General features: G+C 36.9%; 13 protein-coding genes and 2 tRNA genes. 13 read left to right on the top strand and 2 right to left on the bottom strand.

Going from position 1 to position 19,495, the window contains the following annotated elements:
* A partial coding sequence (locus tag K357_RS0104545) for an IS3 family transposase (protein ID WP_028257653.1) occupies nt 1-266 on the top strand: 266 nt, incomplete at its 5' end.
* Between the two features lie 305 nt (nt 267-571).
* Here K357_RS0104545 and K357_RS0104550 read toward each other — a convergent pair.
* Both K357_RS0104550 and K357_RS0104555 read right to left on the bottom strand, forming a co-directional pair.
* Nucleotides 572-648, bottom strand: a tRNA-Arg gene (locus tag K357_RS0104550).
* A gap of 15 nt (nt 649-663) precedes the next feature.
* Nucleotides 664-739, bottom strand: a tRNA-Trp gene (locus tag K357_RS0104555).
* An 860-nt stretch (nt 740-1,599) separates the two neighbouring features.
* Between K357_RS0104555 and K357_RS08845 the strand changes: the two genes are divergently transcribed.
* The 12 genes from K357_RS08845 to hrcA all read left to right on the top strand — a co-directional run bounded on the left by K357_RS08845 (nt 1,600) and on the right by hrcA (nt 19,493).
* Nucleotides 1,600-4,161 carry an ESPR-type extended signal peptide-containing protein gene (locus K357_RS08845; protein WP_051212112.1) on the top strand — a complete coding sequence of 854 codons (2,562 nt, stop codon included), beginning with the start codon at nt 1,600-1,602 and terminating at the stop codon, nt 4,159-4,161.
* Nucleotides 4,162-4,197: 36 nt separating this feature from the next.
* Entirely contained in the window at nt 4,198-4,911 is a 714-nt protein-coding gene (locus K357_RS09950; RefSeq protein WP_244869377.1) for a YadA C-terminal domain-containing protein, read from the top strand.
* Between the two features lie 230 nt (nt 4,912-5,141).
* Entirely contained in the window at nt 5,142-7,769 is a 2,628-nt protein-coding gene (gene mutS / locus K357_RS0104570) for a DNA mismatch repair protein MutS (protein ID WP_028257654.1), read from the top strand.
* Entirely contained in the window at nt 7,769-9,826 is a 2,058-nt protein-coding gene (gene mutL, locus K357_RS0104575) for a DNA mismatch repair endonuclease MutL (protein ID WP_028257655.1), read from the top strand. The genes mutS and mutL overlap by 1 nt, the downstream gene beginning before the upstream one ends.
* An 88-nt stretch (nt 9,827-9,914) precedes the next feature.
* Nucleotides 9,915-10,724: a hypothetical protein gene (locus K357_RS0104580; protein WP_028257656.1), complete on the top strand. Its 810-nt coding sequence runs from the start codon at nt 9,915-9,917 to the stop codon at nt 10,722-10,724.
* Between the two features lie 122 nt (nt 10,725-10,846).
* Complete coding sequence (gene miaA / locus K357_RS0104585; RefSeq protein WP_028257657.1) at nt 10,847-11,758, top strand: tRNA (adenosine(37)-N6)-dimethylallyltransferase MiaA; 912 nt, start codon at nt 10,847-10,849, stop codon at nt 11,756-11,758.
* 69 nt (nt 11,759-11,827) lie between these two features.
* Nucleotides 11,828-13,072, top strand: a complete 1,245-nt coding sequence (locus tag K357_RS0104590) for a methionine gamma-lyase family protein (protein WP_028257658.1) — start codon at nt 11,828-11,830, stop codon at nt 13,070-13,072.
* A 232-nt stretch (nt 13,073-13,304) separates the two neighbouring features.
* Complete coding sequence (gene mnmA, locus K357_RS0104595; RefSeq protein ID WP_028257659.1) at nt 13,305-14,366, top strand: tRNA 2-thiouridine(34) synthase MnmA; 1,062 nt, start codon at nt 13,305-13,307, stop codon at nt 14,364-14,366.
* Between the two features lie 13 nt (nt 14,367-14,379).
* Nucleotides 14,380-16,179 carry a translation elongation factor 4 gene (gene lepA, locus K357_RS0104600; protein WP_028257660.1) on the top strand — a complete coding sequence of 600 codons (1,800 nt, stop codon included), beginning with the start codon at nt 14,380-14,382 and terminating at the stop codon, nt 16,177-16,179.
* Nucleotide 16,180: 1 nt separating this feature from the next.
* A complete protein-coding gene (hemW, locus tag K357_RS0104605) occupies nt 16,181-17,347 on the top strand; it encodes a radical SAM family heme chaperone HemW (RefSeq protein ID WP_028257661.1) in 1,167 nt (388 codons plus the stop codon).
* 357 nt (nt 17,348-17,704) lie between these two features.
* Nucleotides 17,705-18,307 carry a nitrite/sulfite reductase domain-containing protein gene (locus tag K357_RS0104610; RefSeq protein WP_028257662.1) on the top strand — a complete coding sequence of 201 codons (603 nt, stop codon included), beginning with the start codon at nt 17,705-17,707 and terminating at the stop codon, nt 18,305-18,307.
* Between the two features lie 154 nt (nt 18,308-18,461).
* Nucleotides 18,462-19,493, top strand: a complete 1,032-nt coding sequence (gene hrcA, locus K357_RS0104615) for a heat-inducible transcriptional repressor HrcA (protein WP_028257663.1) — start codon at nt 18,462-18,464, stop codon at nt 19,491-19,493.
* Nucleotides 19,494-19,495 lie beyond the last annotated feature (2 nt).

Raw genomic sequence — 19,495 nt, forward strand, 5'->3', positions numbered from 1 at the left:
AGATGTCTGCATACTCTCATGAACTAAAGGAAAATAAAATTTTTCAAAGCATGTCTCGCAAAGGAAATTGCTATGATAATTCTGTCATGGAAAATTTCTTTGGTTTACTAAAGCAAGAAATCTATTATGGGAATACATACTACAGCTTTGAGGAACTAAAAGAAGCGATTGAAAAATATATTGTGTATTACAATCAAAAACGTATTAAAGAGAAACTTAGCTGGATGAGTCCTGTTGAATACAGGCTTTCTGTCTTGACTGCATAAAAATAACGTAGCAGCCATCAAACTGCTACGTTTAAAAAGTCTAACTTTTGGGGGTCACCTCAATGTTAGAGTGCTTTTTATATTAAAGAGAAAAGTTGTTATTTATGATGATTTTATAAGTAGTGTTACTAGAGATTACTAGCCATGTTATACTATATTCACTAATAATCTGAATATAAATCTTCTATTAGGGAGAGTAGAGGGTAGCGGTAAGCTTAGTTATCAAGGAACGAAGTGACGCAGAGAACTTAGCGAGAGCATCCTACAACATAAAAAGGACCTTACCTAAGTAAGATCCTTTGCTTTGGTGACCCAGGAGGGATTCGAACCCCCGGCCTTCTGATTCGTAGTCAGACGCTATATCCAGCTTAGCTACTGAGTCATAGAGTTAATTAGATGGCAGGGGCAGTAGGACTTGAACCCACAACCGACGGTTTTGGAGACCGTAACTCTACCAATTGAGCTATACCCCTAATTTCTAACTGACTATATAATTATAATTAAAATTTGTTTTCTTGTCAATGATATTATAATACTATTTTTCAAATCTTTCTTAGTGCTAATATATATGTTACACCTTGAGACGTATTATGATACAACTTGGTTTGGACTTTTAAAGTCAAGCATATTCGTGTGGACTATTATATCTTGCTTCGTGTTTTTCGCTTTGTTTTATCAAATCTTTTTTGCTTGTAAAGATATTTGTGTCATATATAATTTCCTATCTTCTTGATGACTTCTTTCAACTTTACAATTTTTAGTTGTTAATACATAGTTATACAGTTTTATAATGATGTATATGAACAGTAGTTTCTTAGCATTTTGTGGAATTATTATATGTTAATAGTTTTGGCGTAGTATATATGAGTATAATGAGAATTATAAATTTAACGTTAGTGTGCACCGTTACGCTATTAGCTTGATAGGTCTTAATGGGCATAAAATGATTAGTACATTACTATGGTATACATATGATATAGGAACTTATCGTATGGAATAGTATATATTCTATACAATTATATGCCTTAGAAATTTATGAAAATGGTTAATTTTTATATGTTTGTATGGATATTCTAATTACTAGAAGCAGTTTACATTCATAGTAGATATATCGTATCAATTCCTGTATTATTCACAATAAGATGATAATATTTTAACAATTTAAAATTCTGCTCATTATTTTTTTTAATATCACTATGCATATTATTTTATATATATTGATTATGTTAAATTAATCTATTATACTAATAGTAGAAATATATTATATTTAACAATTTAATAATTTACAATGTTATATTGGAAATTGCATTAGCATAAGAGAGGGGAGCTGTATATGAATCATATTTATAGAGTTATTTGGAGTAAGGTAAAACATTGTTATGTTGTTGTATCAGAAATTGCGAAACGAAATGGAAAATCATCGTCTAAAGTGAGTAGGACGGGTATAACTGTATTAGCGTTAGTGGGTACAGTTTCGATGGGCATTAGCGTATATGCAGATAATCCAACAGAAAATTCTACATTAACGGCAGATCAACAAGCTGTGTATAAAGCGGTTTTGCATGAATTGGAAAATAATGGAGTTCATTATGTGTCGGTGAAAGGCGAGAGCCAAGAGAACGATTCCAATTATAAAAATGACGGTGCAAAGGGTAAAGGTGCCGTAGCTATCGGCGAAAAGGCACTGGCAGCTAAAGGCGGTACCGTGTCTATCGGCAGAAATGCACACATCGAAGGCAACGGCGGTAATGCGGACGGTGAAGGCAGTGTAGCTATCGGTGACAACGCTTTAATTACGACGAACGGGTTGGATTTGGCAAGTATTGCCTTGGGAAAGAATGCAAAGGTCTTGAACGGTAGCGGTAAGCAGGAACGTGGATTGAGTTTTATGCCGGATAATTTTGATGCACCCGGATTTTTCGGTAGAGGAAATACCTTGCCGAAAAATGCGGACAAAGTTCCGGGCGGTATCGCTATCGGTACAAATTCTTATGCCCGTACGGGAAGCATTCAGTTGGGACATCATACCTTTGACGGATACAAAATGGGCGGTATCGATGTAACGAATGCAAATGAAGAAGCCAATATTGTCGGTATGACCACTGTCGGTACGAATACATACAATAAAGGTGCTCTTGCCAATATGTACGGTGCATATTCCATTATTACCGGTGATTTTACCGGTGAGGGCGGCATGAATAGTTGGACATACGGACCGCAAAATTTCGGTGCCAATGTGGTCGGCTCATTGAACAGTATCCGTTCTAAAGGACATAGCGGATCATCCGGTGTGGCAAACAGTATTGTCGGTGTGGCAAATACGGTAGAAAATGCCAACGGTACTTTGGTGTACGGTGCGGGAAATAAGATTACCAATTCAATTAAGGCTATTAGTGCTGATGCAGGATTTACTACGTTAAAAAACTGGGACGACACGGTTACCGGGTTGCAAAAGGTGATTAAGAATTCTAATTCCGGCGGTGCTGTATTGGCTATCGGTGGCGGTAACGTAGCGGATTATGTACGTCATTCACAATTGGTCGGCGTCAATAATACCGTGACTGGTACGGAAAATAAAGTCAGCGAATTTAATATGGTAGACGGCTATAAAAATACGGTAACGAACGGTACGCACGTAACCATGATCGGTTCTGAAAATACTGCAACCGACAGTGAATCTACTTTGGTCATGGGCGACAAGCAAAAAGTGACTAAGGTCAAACACGGTGTATTGCTAGGTTCGCAAGATGCGGAAAAAGAAACGACCGTAGCCGATATCGTTGCTATCGGTCATAATGCGCATGTGGAAAAAGAAGGCGGCATAGCGTTGGGCAGTTATTCCATAGCTTCGATAGATAAAGGCATAATCGGGTATGATCCGCTTACCGGAAAAGCAAGTACGGAAACTTCCGCAATTTGGAAAGCAACAAAGGCGGCACTTTCTGTCGGAAGTACTGTAGATAAAAATAATTTAATAACTCGCCAGATTACGGGAGTTGCCGCCGGTACGGAAGACACCGATGCGGTCAACGTAGCGCAGCTCAAAGCTTTGGAAAAGAAATTGTCTAAAGGTGGTTCAAATGTAGAAGTTGTCGGCGATCAAAATACGGGTATAGTTGTAGAAAAGGATCCGAAAGAAAATACATCAACACCGTCAACGGGCGGAACGACAACTACTCCGGCAGCTGAAAGCAAGACCGTTTATAAAGTAAAACTCGACAAGAAAGTTGACGTGGGAAATATTTCCATAAACGGTACTGAAAATAAAGAAACCATTACAATCGGTAAAGGCGACAACAATGTTATTGTAAATAATACTGGACTTACAATTGCAAAAGGTCCTTCTGTTACAAATACCGGTATCAATGCCGGAAATAAAAAGATTACGAACGTTGCAGATGCTACCGAAGACAGCGATGCAGTTAACTACAAGCAGTTGAAGCAAGCAACTCAAGGAATGAATGAAATGTTCGGAGAAATCAATCGTGTGGGTGCACACTCTGCAGCACTTGCGGCACTTCAAACGCTCGACTTCGATCCCTACAACAGAAGTCAAATTATGGCAGGAGTTTCAACTTACAAAGGGCAACAGGCGATTGCACTTGGAGTTGCACACTACTCAAATGAAAACACACTTGTGCATGCCGGTTTATCCTATGCAGGAGAAAGCGATCTCATGGCAAATGTAGGTATTTCCTATAAATTCGGTTCAGAAGAAGATAAAAAATATCTTCACGAAAGAAATAAAAAATTGTCGCAATATAAAGATGGTCCGATAAGTTCAGTATACATATTGCAAGACGAAGTAAAACAATTGCTTGAAGAAAATAACGGAATGAGAAAAGAAATAGAAGAACTGAAAGCCGTAATAAAAGAAATACAAAACAAAGCATAGAATCAACCGAATAAAGATAAGACAGAAAAAGAATTCTTGGATAGCTTGAAAGGTAAGGATGGTAAAGGTACGGGGGTATCTGTCGATATACAAGGAGATCCTACAGGTATTCAGGTTACATCTAAGACTAACAACGATAAGACAACATATACGGTGAAACTAGACAAGAAAATCAATGCTGGTAAGATTAGCATTGATGGATCTGACACAAATGGTACTATTACAGGACTTTCCAATACGACATGGGATGTGAAACTAGTACAACAGGATCGTGCTGCGACAGAAGGTCAGTTACAACAAGTATCACAATCTATGCAAAATAGCCTAGCGAATATGGGACAACGTATGAATCGTGCAGGTGCTAGTAATGCGGCACTCGCTGCCTTACATCCATTAGATTTTGATGCGCAGGATAAATGGAATTTTGCGGCCGGCTTTGGCAACTATATGGGGGCCAATGCATTAGCACTTGGTGCTTTCTATCGTCCAAATGAAACAACACAATTCTCGATAGGTGGATCGTTTGGTAACGGAGAAAATATGATTAACGCTGGTGTATCATTGAAAGTGGGTAAAGGGTCTTTACCAATTTCCTCAAAGGTGGAAATGGCACGTCAATTAACGGCGCAAGCACAGGAAATTGAAAGATTGCAACAAAAAGATAAAGAACGTGATATGGAAATGGCGGCTATGAAAGAACGAGAAGCACAATTATGGAAGGAATTGCAAAATTTAAAACATAATCATTAAGCCATACCTATTGATAGAAAAGAAGATATGAACCTAGTCGTTCATATCTTCTTTTTGTGTAGTATATGTGTTATATCATACCATTCATATAGTTCTTTATGATATAATATAAAGTAAACATTAATACTAGTATACAGAATGATATTGTTGGTACGTGAGAAAAATTAGATATATAGTCAGGTGTACTACATAGATTATACTTATTTATGGTAGTTTGTAGAGGTGATATAATGGCTAAAAAAGTGACTCCTATGATGACGCAATACAATGAAATTAAATCTAAGTATTCGGAGGAGTTATTATTTTTTCGTTTAGGCGATTTTTATGAATTATTTTTTGAAGATGCATATATTGCATCACGCGAGCTAAATATTACGTTAACTGGACGTGGTACGGGAGAGGATACGAAAACACCTATGTGTGGTGTGCCCTATCATGCAGCAGAATCATATATTGATACATTGGTAAAAAAAGGCTATAAGGTTGCTATTTGTGAGCAAATGGAAGATCCTAAATTAGTGAAAGGGATTGTTAAACGTGACGTTATCCGTGTTATTACACCAGGCACGGTGATGTCTGAAAGTGGAACTGAGTCCAGTAGTAATAATTTTCTAAGTCTTTTTTATAAAACCTTAACTAGTTGGATTATTTTGTTTTGTGATATCACAACGGGAGAACTTATTTGGGAACGTATGACATTAGAAACGCATCATACTGAGATGTATGATGCGTTATCTATGTATAGACCAAGCGAAATTGTGTTAGCTGATTCTGTAGAATTACCATCGAACGTTTTTAATTTTATACAAAATAATTTTCGTCATGTTACATTATCTCCCTATAAAACGGATAAAAATCATAATGAATTAATTCAAGAGGCTTGCTCACAGTTTACTGATATAGGATTAATGGAAGAAGATGTATTGCAAGCCTTAGGATATTTGTTAGTGTATCTACAAGATGTGATTAAAACAGAAACATCACATATTAACTATGTTCATCGGTTAAGTGTGGGAGATCGATTAATTTTAGATACCGCTTCCTTGCGCCATTTAGAAATTACTCATAATTTACGAGATGGGGGACGTAAAGGAACTTTGTTATCCGTACTGGATAGAACATTGACACCTATGGGGGCTAGATTATTAAAACAATGGTTAGAGACTCCTTTAGTAGATATTTCACATATTAGCCGACGTCAAGCTGCTATTACAGAATTAATTAGTCGCCATGAGGAACGGGAGCAAATTCGTCAGTATTTAACATCTATATTTGATTTCGAACGAATTGCAAGTCGTATTGAAACAGGCAGCGTATCGCCTAGAGATTTTACGTCTCTTAGAGAATCACTTAGCACGTTGCCAACGATTAAACACATCATAAGTAATTGCCAAAGCTTATCATTACAGATGATTAATGAGCAATTGCATGAACACGATGATATCTTTCAGCTGTTATCTAAGGCCATTGCCGAAGAACCGGCGTTAACGTTAAAGGAGGGTCGTGTAATTAGAGATGGATATAATGCTGAACTGGATGAATTACGATCATTGGCGAGTGACAGTCAATCCTGGCTCGTACAACTGGAAGATGAGATTCGGAAAAAAACAGGCATTAAACTTAAAACAGGATATAACAAGGTATTTGGGTATTATTTTGAAGTAACTCATGCGCATACATCGAATGTACCTGATTACTTTATTCGCAAACAAACTTTAACGAATGGAGAACGGTATATTACACCGGAACTTAAAGAGTTTGAAATCAAGGTATTAAGTGCAAAAGAAAAAATGATTGCCTTAGAGCATGAGCTATATCAAGAGTTACGCGTACAGGTGAAAGAGGCCATTAAATCCATTCAAGAAACAGCACGAGCTTTAGCACAACTTGATGTGTTGATTAGTTTGGCTTTGGTAGCCTATGAAGAAAAGTATATTTGCCCATCCTTGTCAATGAACGGTCAAATTACGATTCGTGATGGTAGGCATCCCGTCATTGAAAAGTTTTTAAAACAGGAATTGTTTGTCCCTAATGATGTGACATTGAATCATGAAGAAGAAGAGTTTATTTTGATTACTGGTCCTAATATGGCCGGTAAGTCTACGTATATGAGACAAGTTGCTATTTTGATGATTATGGCACAAATGGGATCTTTTATACCAGCACAGGAAGCGTGTATTAGTCCGGTAGACAGAATATTCACGCGTGTTGGTGCTAGTGATGATATTTCTACGGGACAAAGTACGTTCATGGTGGAAATGAAAGAAGTGGCATATATTTTAGAAAATGCAACGGCGAATAGTTTGATCATTCTTGATGAAATCGGTCGAGGGACGAGTACCTTTGATGGGTTGAGTATTGCACAAGCTGTGGTGGAATATATTTCTAAACAAATTCATGGGAAAACATTATTTGCTACACATTATCACGAATTAATTCCCTTAGAAGACCAATATCCTAAATTGAAAAATTATACGGTAGCGGTCAAAGAAAAAGGAAAAGACATCGTCTTTTTACGGCGTATTGTTCGTGGTGGTGCGGATCGTAGTTATGGTATTCATGTAGCTAAATTGGCAGGATTACCATCTTCGGTATTAAAACGGGCAGAAGTTATTTTATCCTCCTTAGAAAGAGAATCATCTGAAATAGATCTAATGAACCGCGTTATGGTCTCCGATACAGAAGTGCAGAGTACCCATAAGTCTACGAATACGCATCAAGTGATGAATGACAATTTATTCACCCATTCGGTGGTGGATGATTTATTATCCTTAGATGTAATGAGCATGACACCTATTGAAGCGATTAGTACACTATATCAATTGCAAGAAGCGGCGAAAAAAGGTGGTGGTAAATAATGGCAATGGTTCATATTCTTGATGAAATCACGATTAACAAAATTGCAGCTGGCGAAGTAGTAGAACGACCAGCATCGGTGATTAAAGAATTAGTGGAAAATTCTATTGATGCGGGAGCTAACTCTATTGAAGTTGAGATTTCTGATGGCGGTAGTACGTATATGCGAGTCACTGATGATGGGATAGGCATGACGGAAGAAGACGCTAGATTGGCTGTATTGCGTCACGCTACTAGTAAAATACAAGGGGTAGAGGATTTATTTGATATTGCATCATTAGGTTTTCGTGGCGAAGCATTAGCTAGTATTGCATCGGTATCAAATTTTGTATTAACGACTAGAAAACAAGACTCTGAATGGGGGACACGCGTTATTATCGATGGAGGTACGTGCATAGATTGTTTGCCCTATGGTACTACACCTGGTACGACGATTGAGGTAAAAAATTTATTTTATAATACGCCAGTACGACGAAAATTCTTAAAAACAGAGCGTACAGAAAGTATTAAAATTTCTGATATTGTTGGAAAACTTGCGTTAAGTAACCCACAAATTTCTTTCAAGCTAATCATTAATGATAGAGTTAGCATTATCACGCCAGGTAATGGCAATTTATTGGAAACTGTCACTGCTTTATATGGCTATAAGGTGAGGGAAGACGTATTTCCTATTTCTTATGAAGCGGACTCAATTGTAATAGACGGTGTTGTTAGTAAACCATCATTAATTAAAAGTACGCGAACATGGCAGACGATTATTGTGAATAATCGTGTAATTGGCGATAAAACAATTTATAAAGCTATCGATAATGCCTATCATGCGCTATTGCCTAAAAATGGATTTCCCCTAGTGGTGCTTGCTATTACAGTGCCAGCAGATTGCATTGATATTAATGTGCATCCTCGTAAAAGTGAAGTAAAGTTTGTAGATGATAAAGTAATATACCGCGCTGTATATCATGCGATTTTACAAGCTATAGAAAATCCATTAGGCACTATGGACACTAGGTCAGAAGTAATTGATAATCAATGCTCACAGGAAGATGCTATTGCTACGAATGTAGAATTTGATAAAGTATTTGGACATACTAGAAATGGTGGCTATACAATTCTTAGAGATGATACGAATCGATTTGTGCATGATTTGCGAACAAATGGCTTTGTAGCACATCCTCGTTCTTCCTATGAACAAGAATCTTTTATGGGTGATTCTACTTTTTCTAATGTGCCATCAGAATTTACTAGTTATACAGAGGAAGATAAAGAAAAATTTCGTCAATTGCATAGAGAAAGTGCATTTCAGTATCCTTCTAGTGCAGGAGATACATTACAGACTGTTGAAGAAACTACATCAACTATGGCATGTTCTACAGGGGCTAAGGAATGTATAGAACAAAATTGTGAAGAAACTGATAGTATCACGCCTCCTGATAAGGAAGCCTTTAATGGGGATACACCTATTCATAATGCTCATACGAGAGTGATTCAAAATAGTGGACTATTACCTATGGGGCAAGTGGCCTCTTGTTATATATTAGCGAAAAAGGGCGATGACTTATATATTATTGATCAGCATGCAGCACATGAACGGGTGCGGTATGATACATTGTGTAAATCAGCACAAGCAATTCCTATGCAACAGTTATTGGTGCCCATTTATGTAAAAGCCAGTGATGATGATATGCTTATAGTAGAAGAATATCAAGCGGAACTAATTGATGTGGGATTTGCTGTTGAATTGGGAGGACCAACGCAAATTAAAATTACAGGTATGCCGGTAGATATTGTAGAGGCACAGGGTGAAGATATTTTACAACATGTATTTTCATGCTTGCATGAGAAACAGATTCCCACAAAAGCACAATTACGTCATAAGATGTTAGCCTATGCATCGTGTCGCGGCGCTATTAAGGCGGGCCATAATTTGAATTTATATCAAATGTCTGTACTGATTGAAGATTTATTTCATACAGATAAGCCGTTTGTATGTCCTCATGGAAGACCGACAATTATTAAGTTTACGCCTAGTGAATTGGGACGCTTATTTTTACGGTCCTAGAGTAAATTACATAGAAATGTTGATATTTTCAAGGAACCTACAGATGTATGAGTCAATGGCGTTCTGCTCGTAGTATATGGAGAAAAATATGAATATAGTAACTACATCACAAAAGTCTAGCGCCATTATTCATGCCCAGGCACAAGAGGCTGCAGAGCGATTGCAATTAACCTATGTTAGTCGTAAAAAACTTTCATTACGACAATTACAAGATATGTATGGTAGTGAATATATTGTCGTGTATAATTCACAGGGACCATCATTGTATATAGGCGAAGGAAAAGAACATCATTTTCATCTTTCTATGGCACAATTGCGAATTTTACATTTGCAACGGACGGGACATGATTATTTGGTAGAAGCTATTGGATTGCCTAGATTATCCTCTTTTTTAGATTGTACGTTAGGATTAGGTAGCGATAGCATTGTTGTTTCCTATGCGTATATGACCGGACAGAATGCTATAGGTGCAGTACCACAAAAAACATACATGGTAGGAATAGAGGCTTTTTTACCATTGCATCATATTACACAGTACGGATTGGCACATTTTTGTCATGATGATCACCATGTTACACAGGCATTACGACAAATTAATACCTATGGCTGTCATTACCAAGAGTATTTAGCAACTTGTGAGACGAATGCTTTTGACGTAGTGTATTTAGATCCTATGTTTGAAGTTCCTATTGTAGAAAGTCCTCAATTCTTAAGTTTGCGCGACCATCTTGTTAAATCCGCTTGTACGGATCTAATTATACGGGAGGCTATGCGCGTGGCTAAGCGAAAAGTAATTATAAAAGAGCGCCCATTTAGTAGAATCTTTCAGATGATAGAACCAGATTATTTTGTTGGTGGTAAGTATAGCAAGATTGTATATGCTGTCTATGAGGTATGAGTATATTTTGAGAAAGTAGCACATTGTAATTCAAAATTATCGATAGTTAGTTTTTATACAATAGGATTATTCTTTTGGATTTTCTTAGGAACCTAGGTGTATTTAAGTGAAGGATGTATTTGGTGGAACGATTATTAACAATTTTAGGGCCTACAGCGGTAGGAAAAACAGATTTAACATTGCGACTGGCACAAGAAATGAAAGCCCCTGTTATTTCAGGAGACGCCTATCAAGTATATAAAGGTTTATCCATTGGCACAGCAAAGCCATCGACAGAAGAATTAGCGCGTGTGCCACATTATTTAATTGATATTTTAGAGCCTAATGATGTGTATAGTGTAGCGGACTTTCAAAGAAAAGCGCGCGACGTGATAAAAAAATGTAATACACAAGGAGTTATGCCCATTTTATCAGGTGGAACAGGATTGTATGTACAATCACTATTAGAAGGATATCAATTTTCAGACGTGCCACCGAATCAGACATTGCGAGAAGAGTTGAACCAATTATATGAAGTACAGGGCATTGAGGGGTTACGGAGAAAGGCTCGTGAATTAGCAGCACATGGTTCTATTACTATTGAATTACAAGATAAACATAGATTGTATAGAGCTATTGAACTCATGAGTGCAGGCCAGTATAATGTAGTATCACATCATAGTAAAGATGGGTTGATGTATGAAGGCACTGTATTAGGTTTAATGCGTGATCGAGAGTCTTTGTATAAGAGAATTAATAAACGAGTTGACACTATGGTGCAACAAGGTTTGTTTGATGAAGTAGAATGGTTGTTAACGCATGGTGCATCACCAGATAGTCAAGCTTTCAAAGGAATTGGCTATAAAGAGATTGTTTTATATATGACGCATCAAATTTCAAAAGAAGAAGCCATTGATTTAGTCAAAAAAAATACGCGACATTTTGCTAAACGACAGATAACATGGTACAAACGGATGCCGTATATACAATGGATTTACATCGATGATACTATGAGCGAATTAGATGTTTATAAAATGGCTAAAGATTTGCTATAATAAACTGTTAATATATTTAAAATAATGAATACACTGTTGTATCCATATAGAATCAAGGAGTTATTGTTTATGGTATTAGAAGAATTGCGTGAGAAGGCATTTTCTTTAGCTAAGGATCAGTTTGAAAAATTTGAGCCCATCGCATTAGCGAATACTAAAAAGGTGTTACATGCATTTAAAGAGTGTCAAGTGTCCGACTATCATTTTAATGGTAGTTCTGGATATGGTTATAATGATGCGGGCAGAGAAAAATTAGATGAAGTATTTGCTCATGTATTTAAAGGAGAAAAAGCGTTAGTGCGTCCCCATTTTGTGTCTGGTACACATGCATTGGCTACAACATTAATCGCTTTATTGGGAAATGGTGCACAGGGCAAAGAGTTTGTGTATGCAGTAGGAGCACCCTATGATACTATGCAGTCTGTTATTGGTAGCACTTGTGAGGTACGCGGATCTTTAGTAAGTAAAGGATTTATTTATAAAGAAGTACCATTATTAGCACAGTCTTATGATATAGAAGGTATAAAAAAAGCAATTACAAACGATACAAGAGTTGTCGTTATTCAGCGATCTCGTGGGTATAGTACGCGCAAGCCTTTATCGGTAAAGGATATCGGTGCTATATGTAACGCCGTTAAGTCAGTGAATCCAGATACAATTTGCTTTGTAGATAATTGTTATGGGGAATTTACAGAGTTACAAGAACCTTTAGAGGTCGGGGCGGATATTATGGCGGGTTCACTTATTAAGAATGCTGGCGGTGGTATCGCACCAACAGGTGGTTATGTAGTAGGTAAAAAAGAATTAGTAGAAGATGTAGCCTATCAATTGACAGCACCCGGATTAGGAGATCACATGGGATCGTATGCTGCTGGATATCGCTTATTTTTTCAAGGCCTATTTTTAGCACCGCATGTGGTATTACAAGCACTGAAAGGGGCAGTATATACAGCGGCAGTAGCACATGTATTGGGATACGAAGTATTCCCTTCGATTGAAGAACCACGATATGATTTAATTCAAGCTATTAATTTACATAATGCAGAAGAAATGGAATTATTTTGTGCAGGGATGCAAGCCTACTCTCCTGTAGATGCACATGTGAGACCAGTGCCAGGTGATATGCCAGGATATACAGATCAAATTATTATGGCTGGTGGCACATTTGTACAGGGATCTTCTATCGAATTAAGTGCAGATGGGCCAATACGACCACCGTATACCATTTTTATGCAAGGTGGATTGGTATTTGAACATTCGATGTTGGGCATTTTGGGGGCGGCTGAAGCGATTTTAAAAAGTCGTCAATCTTAATGTAGACGGATCATGTATTCCTGTATTGTTTATGAATATAGGAAGACATGATAGTAAATAAAATGTATGAATCATAGGTGTAGCAATGGTAGCATACATCGATTCTTACATGTAAATGATTTATAATAGAAATATATAGGTATATGATTTAATTATACACATTCAGACTTTCACTCTGTATTGATGTATGTCGTTAATTATCATAGTTGATGATTGACCAGAAGGAGAAAGCATGGAACAAGTTTTTGCAGTGGCAATGAGTGGGGGCGTAGATAGCTCCTTAACAGCTAAAATGCTATTAGAACAAGGACATAAGGTATTTGGGATTACACTTCGTTTATGGGTAGAAAATACAACAGAAGATGATGTGCCTTTAGCAGTTACGGATGCTAAAAAAATGTGTGATTTTTTAGGCATCAAGCATTATGTTGTTGATGCACGTCATGTGTTTTATGAAAATGTAGTTGACTATTTTGTGAAAGAATATGCAAGGGGAAGAACGCCTAATCCATGCGTGTTTTGCAATAAAAATATAAAGTTTGATTTACTCTTACATCGTGCGTTAGAGCTAGGAGCTACTCATATGGTGACAGGCCATTATGCACAAGTGAAATATAATCAGACGACAGGCTTATATGAATTACATAAGGGTGCGGATCCTACAAAAGATCAAAGTTATGTTATGTATACTATGAATCAACATATTCTAAGTCATATTGTATTTCCTTTAGGAGCCCAATGTAAAACCGAAACGCGGAAAGAGGCAAATCGTTATCAGCTTCCTGTAGCCAATAAACCAGACAGTGAGGATATTTGTTTTTTACCAAATCATAATTACCAAGGATTAGTACAACGTGAATTGAAACAGCCTGTTAAAAAAGGCAAAATCGTTCATGAAAATGGCGAGGTATTAGGCACTCATACGGGCTTGTTTAATTATACAATTGGACAGAGAAAAGGATTGGGTATTGCTTATAGTACGCCATTATATGTAACTAAGCTTGATGCGGAGAAAAATGAAGTTGTTGTAGGCCCGAATGAAAGTTTATTTACGAAGCGTATGATTTGTAAATTTTATAATTTCTTAGATGGTGTTACGCCGAAGGTATTGCATGCAGAAGGTAAAATTCGCTATGCAGCGAATCCAGCTTCCTGTACGGCACATATACTAGAGGACGGTACTATGGAAGTTGTATTTGATGAACCACAACGAGCGATTACACCAGGCCAATCCGTGGTGTTTTATAAGGGAACCCAAGTTCTTGGCGGTGGAGTTATAGATAAGGTTTGTTAGTAGAGAGGTAATTATGACCACAAATCATATTAGAAATTTTTGTATTATTGCCCATATTGATCATGGTAAATCAACATTAGCCGATCGGTTAATCGAAAAAACTGGGACGTTGACAAAACGTGAAATGGAAGCACAAGTATTAGACTCTATGGAGCTAGAGCGAGAACGAGGTATTACAATTAAAGCACAAGCAGTTCGCATTTTGCATACGGCTAAGGATGGCAATGAATATACCTTGAATCTAATTGATACACCGGGTCATGTTGATTTTAGTTATGAAGTATCACGATCTTTGGCAGCTTGTGAAGGTTGTTTGCTGGTGGTTGATGCGGCACAAGGCGTAGAAGCTCAAACATTGGCGAATGTGTATTTAGCATTAGAGCATGATTTGGAAATTATACCGGTCATCAATAAAATTGATTTGCCAAATGCCGACCCTGAACGAGTTAAAAAGGAAATAGAAGATATTATTGGCCTTGATGGAGACGAAGCGATTTGCTGTAGTGCGAAATCTGGCATGGGCATTGAAGATATTTTAGAGGCTATTGTAGAACGTATTCCAGCACCAGTGGATAAAACGGATAAACCTTTAAAAGCATTAGTTTTTGATTCTCGATTTGATTCCTACAAAGGTGCGATTGCTTATGTGCGCGTGCAAGAGGGTTCTTTGCGCGTGAAGGATACGATTCGCATGATGCATAATAATCATGATTTCGAAGTGACGGAGCTAGGCATATTTACACCCAACTTATTACCTGTTCAAGCATTGACATGTGGGTCTGTAGGATGTATTGCAGCAAGTATTAAAAATGTTCGTGACTGTCGTGTAGGTGATACGATCACATTGGCATCTAATCCAGCGGATGAGCCACTACCAGGGTATCGCAAAGCAGTACCAATGGTATACTGTGGATTATATCCGACAGATAGCAAGGACTATGAAAATCTCCGAGATGCATTGGAAAAGTTAAATTTGAATGATGCTGCTTTAGAATATGAACCAGAAACATCATTGGCATTAGGGTTTGGATTTCGATGTGGTTTCTTAGGGTTGTTGCATATGGATGTTATCCAGGAACGATTAGAACGTGAATATAATTTATCTTTGATTACAACAGCACCAAGTGTAAATTATCGAGTGTTTAAAACCAATGGAGATATGTTAGAAGTTGATAATCCAGCTAAGCTACCACCTACTACGGAAATTGAATATATACAGGAGCCATATGTAAAAGCGACAACCATTGTTCCAAAAGAATACGTGGGCACGATTATGGAACTGTCTCAAGAAAAACGTGGTGAGTATCAAAGTATGGAATATTTAGATGAATCTCGCGTATCAATCGTGTATCATCTGCCATTAGGTGAAATTATTTATGATTATTTTGATAAATTAAAATCTGCCACGAAAGGATATGCATCTCTTGACTATGAGTTGATTGGGTATCAAACATCGCCTATGGTTAAGATGGATATTTTGTTAAATGGAGAACCAGTCGATGCACTAAGTATTATTGTGCATAAAGAAAGAGCGGCCATGCGTGGTCGTGCATTGGCAGAAAAATTAAAGGAACTAATTCCACGACAAAACTTTGAAATCCCTATACAAGCGGCTGTGGGCACTAAAATTGTAGCACGTGAAACAGTGAAGGCTTGGCGTAAAGATGTGCTCGCAAAATGCTATGGCGGCGATATTAGTCGTAAGCGTAAATTATTAGAAAAACAAAAAGAAGGTAAGAAGCGAATGAAAGCGGTAGGAAGTGTAGAAATTCCTCAAGAAGCATTTATGGCAATTCTTAAAGTGGAAGATTAGTATGACAGCACTAGCATCTAATAATAGGGATATGGGGATTTATCTTCATATCCCTTTTTGTAGACAAAAATGCACATATTGTGATTTTGCGGCTTATCAAAATTTAGAAGACTATTATGATGCGTATGTGGCGGCCTTATTAGATGAAGTGCGAATATGGTGCGAGATGTATCCTGAAAGCACTACTATACCGGTGGATACTATTTATTTTGGCGGTGGTACGCCTACTGAGTTGAGCATTGTACAGTTAGAGAAAATTTTGAAAACTTTGGACGTATATTTCCCTTTGCAGAACGTTAGACAAGTCTCTATTGAAGCTAATCCGCACAATTTGACGACATCTTATTTGTCTGATTTATATGCGTTAGGATGCAATCGCATTAGTTTCGGAGTTCAAACGTTTAATGATCGCTTGCTGCATATGATACATAGAAATCATACAGGGCGTGAAGCAGTTGATACTATTTATCAAGCTTATGAAGCGGGGGTTACTAATATTAATTTAGATCTCATGTATGCATTGCCCTCTCAAACACTTATGGATATAGAAAATAGTGTGCATACAGCAGTGACTTTGCCGATTCATCATATTTCCATATATGGATTACAGGTAGAACCAACAACACAGCTAGCGTATGCCATCAAACAAGGACAATTAACACTACCTGAAGAAGAGGTGGAAATGGCTATGTACGATTATTTGGTTTCTACATTGCCAGAAGTGGGATTTAATCGGTATGAAGTGGCTAATTTTGCTAAAGAAGGATACGTTAGTCATCATAATTTACGTTATTGGCACTATAAAGAATATTTAGGCTTTGGTGTGGGAGCGCACTCCTTTTATAATCATTATCGCCGTGCAAATCATGCCTATGTCATTCCCTATATTAAAGCAGTCGAACAGTCTGTATTGCCTATAAAGACTGAAGAATACATTGATGGACAACGGGATAAAGAAGATTATTGTTTTTTACATTTACGTACAACTACAGGTATTTATGCGCCTGATTTTGAAGATAGGTTTGGACTATCTTTAGAAGAAGAATATGGAGTGGTTATAAGAGGTCTTATGGACAAGGGACTATTAACGAGTAAGGATAATCGATATTATATGACAGATGAGGGGTTTGTTCACGGTAACTATGTATTTGCACAATTTATCAAATAGTATTTCTAGTATATTGATAACAAGATATAGTTAGCTATGATAGTTATCATGAAACATTTTAATAGCAGGCGTAATAACCATAATATATAGATATAAGCTTGTAGTGGACTGGATAAGCTATTGTGAATGGGCATTATATCACAGAATTTGAAGTGCTTTTTTGCTATAATAAATATAATCAGTACAACACTTATTAGAGATTAAGTTAGATATAATTCTATAAATGAATCTAGTATATATGGCCGAATTAGATTGAATGGTGTCTTACTTTATAATAATTGTATGAGTAAGTACATGATAGATTTTTATGTAGTATAGATTTATGATTGAATAGATAGTGTATATGAGGTATATATTGTGAAAACATCTATTATTTTACATGCGCGCCACAATGAGTTTTCTCCGAAACAAATGATGGAAATCGTAGCATTGGGAGAAAAATATGGCGGCTATTTTCGACATGTTGTGACAGGAATTCAAATTTATAATATTACTAAAGAAGACAAAGAATGTATCATTCATGAATTGCCTGAAGGCATTGTTCAAGTTAAGCATCGTGGGGTTAATAATTTGTTGGCTTGTGTGGGAAAAGGCAATTGTAAAAATGGTCTTATGGAAACACGTGAGTTAGAGGCTTATATTGATGCACACCACTATGGAAAAGGTACGGCCCACAAATGTAAAATAGGCATTAGTGGTTGTGGTCGTAATTGTGCTGATGTGATGGTCAAAGATATAGGTTTTTATGGAACGGTTAATGGTTTTGTTATGTCTTTAGGCGGAACGACAGGACATAGACCACAAGCAGGACAGATTATTGCTAGAAATTTATCGGTTGAGCAAGCTAAAAAAGCAATAGATATAGTCATTGATTGGTATATTAGTAATGCAGAACCTAAGGAACGCATAGCAAAAGTATTAGCTCGACTAGGTAATCCATTAGAGAATGTTGATTTATAAAAAAGGCAAAGCTTTTACGCTTTGCCTTTTTGACTAAACAGAAAAATACTAAACTTTTTTAGACTTTTATCTTGACATTTTGATAGACTGTGATAATATTATACATGTAGTTAGCACTCAACTTGAGAGAGTGCTAATAAGTGAGGTGTACTATATGGATGATAGAAAAAAACGCATCTTACAAGCTATCATACAAGATTATATTAAATCTGCTGAGCCAGTTGGATCACGGACATTAGCTAGAAATTATAACTTAGGTATTAGCCCGGCGACGGTTCGTAATGAAATGTATGACTTAGAACAACTTGGTTTTTTAGAACAACCACACACATCAGCAGGACGGGTTCCATCATCAAAAGGGTATCGATATTATATTGATTCTATGAATCGTAATACTATTTCTAGTGAAGATGTAGCATCGATACATGAATTATGGGAACGTCAAGGTATTAATCGCGTTGATTTTTTTCAGAGTGTGGCCAAACTAATATCACAGATTAGTCATAGTATGAGTGTTTTTTTAGCACCAACTCATGACTCATCAGCAGTGCGTCATATTCATGTGTTACCGTTAGATTTACATAAATCAGTTATGGTAGTCATAACTGATACAGGTGCCTTGGATAATGAATTAATGTATTTTGATGAAGCTGTAAATGTGGAAGTACTTGAGAGTACGGCAACTCAATTTAGTAATGCTTTACAAGATATATTATTACGGAATATTACAAAAGAAAATCTACTTGCTATCATTTCAACCATTGATGGACCAAGACGTATTTTACTAGTTATGGTTGATACTTTGTATCGTGCCATTTCTAAGCGACGATTATTTTATACAGTGGGGACGACTGAATTATTACAACAACCAGAATTTAGAAATATTGACAAAGTACAACCAATTTTGTCATTAGTGGAAGAACAAGAACAATTGAGTAAATTGCTTTCTAATCGTGATAATGCAGAATCGTCGCCTGTCAATATAAAAATTGGTAGTGAAAATAGCAATGAGTCCTTACGAGATATGAGTGTTATACAGGCTGACTTTAATTCGCCTAAAGAACACGTGGGAACATTAGCCATTTTAGGCCCTACACGTATGGAATACAGACGAATTATAGGTATCCTTACTTATATGCAACAATTAATAGATTCAATTGTGAAAGATGATCAAACAAAGAGGTGATG

This window comes from Veillonella montpellierensis DSM 17217, assembly GCF_000426745.1.
GTDB classification, from domain to species: domain Bacteria; phylum Bacillota; class Negativicutes; order Veillonellales; family Veillonellaceae; genus Veillonella; species Veillonella montpellierensis.

What these genes read in the sequence shown, in the direction of transcription:
- K357_RS0104590 (WP_028257658.1), top strand. Translation starts at nt 11,828, where the DNA reads ATGGTATTAGAAGAATTGCGTGAGAAGGCATTTTCTTTAGCTAAGGAT.
- hrcA (WP_028257663.1), top strand. Translation starts at nt 18,462, where the DNA reads ATGGATGATAGAAAAAAACGCATCTTACAAGCTATCATACAAGATTAT.
- K357_RS08845 (WP_051212112.1), top strand. Translation starts at nt 1,600, where the DNA reads ATGAATCATATTTATAGAGTTATTTGGAGTAAGGTAAAACATTGTTAT.
- mutS (WP_028257654.1), top strand. Translation starts at nt 5,142, where the DNA reads ATGGCTAAAAAAGTGACTCCTATGATGACGCAATACAATGAAATTAAA.
- lepA (WP_028257660.1), top strand. Translation starts at nt 14,380, where the DNA reads ATGACCACAAATCATATTAGAAATTTTTGTATTATTGCCCATATTGAT.
- hemW (WP_028257661.1), top strand. Translation starts at nt 16,181, where the DNA reads ATGACAGCACTAGCATCTAATAATAGGGATATGGGGATTTATCTTCAT.
- K357_RS0104580 (WP_028257656.1), top strand. Translation starts at nt 9,915, where the DNA reads ATGAATATAGTAACTACATCACAAAAGTCTAGCGCCATTATTCATGCC.
- mnmA (WP_028257659.1), top strand. Translation starts at nt 13,305, where the DNA reads ATGGAACAAGTTTTTGCAGTGGCAATGAGTGGGGGCGTAGATAGCTCC.
- mutL (WP_028257655.1), top strand. Translation starts at nt 7,769, where the DNA reads ATGGCAATGGTTCATATTCTTGATGAAATCACGATTAACAAAATTGCA.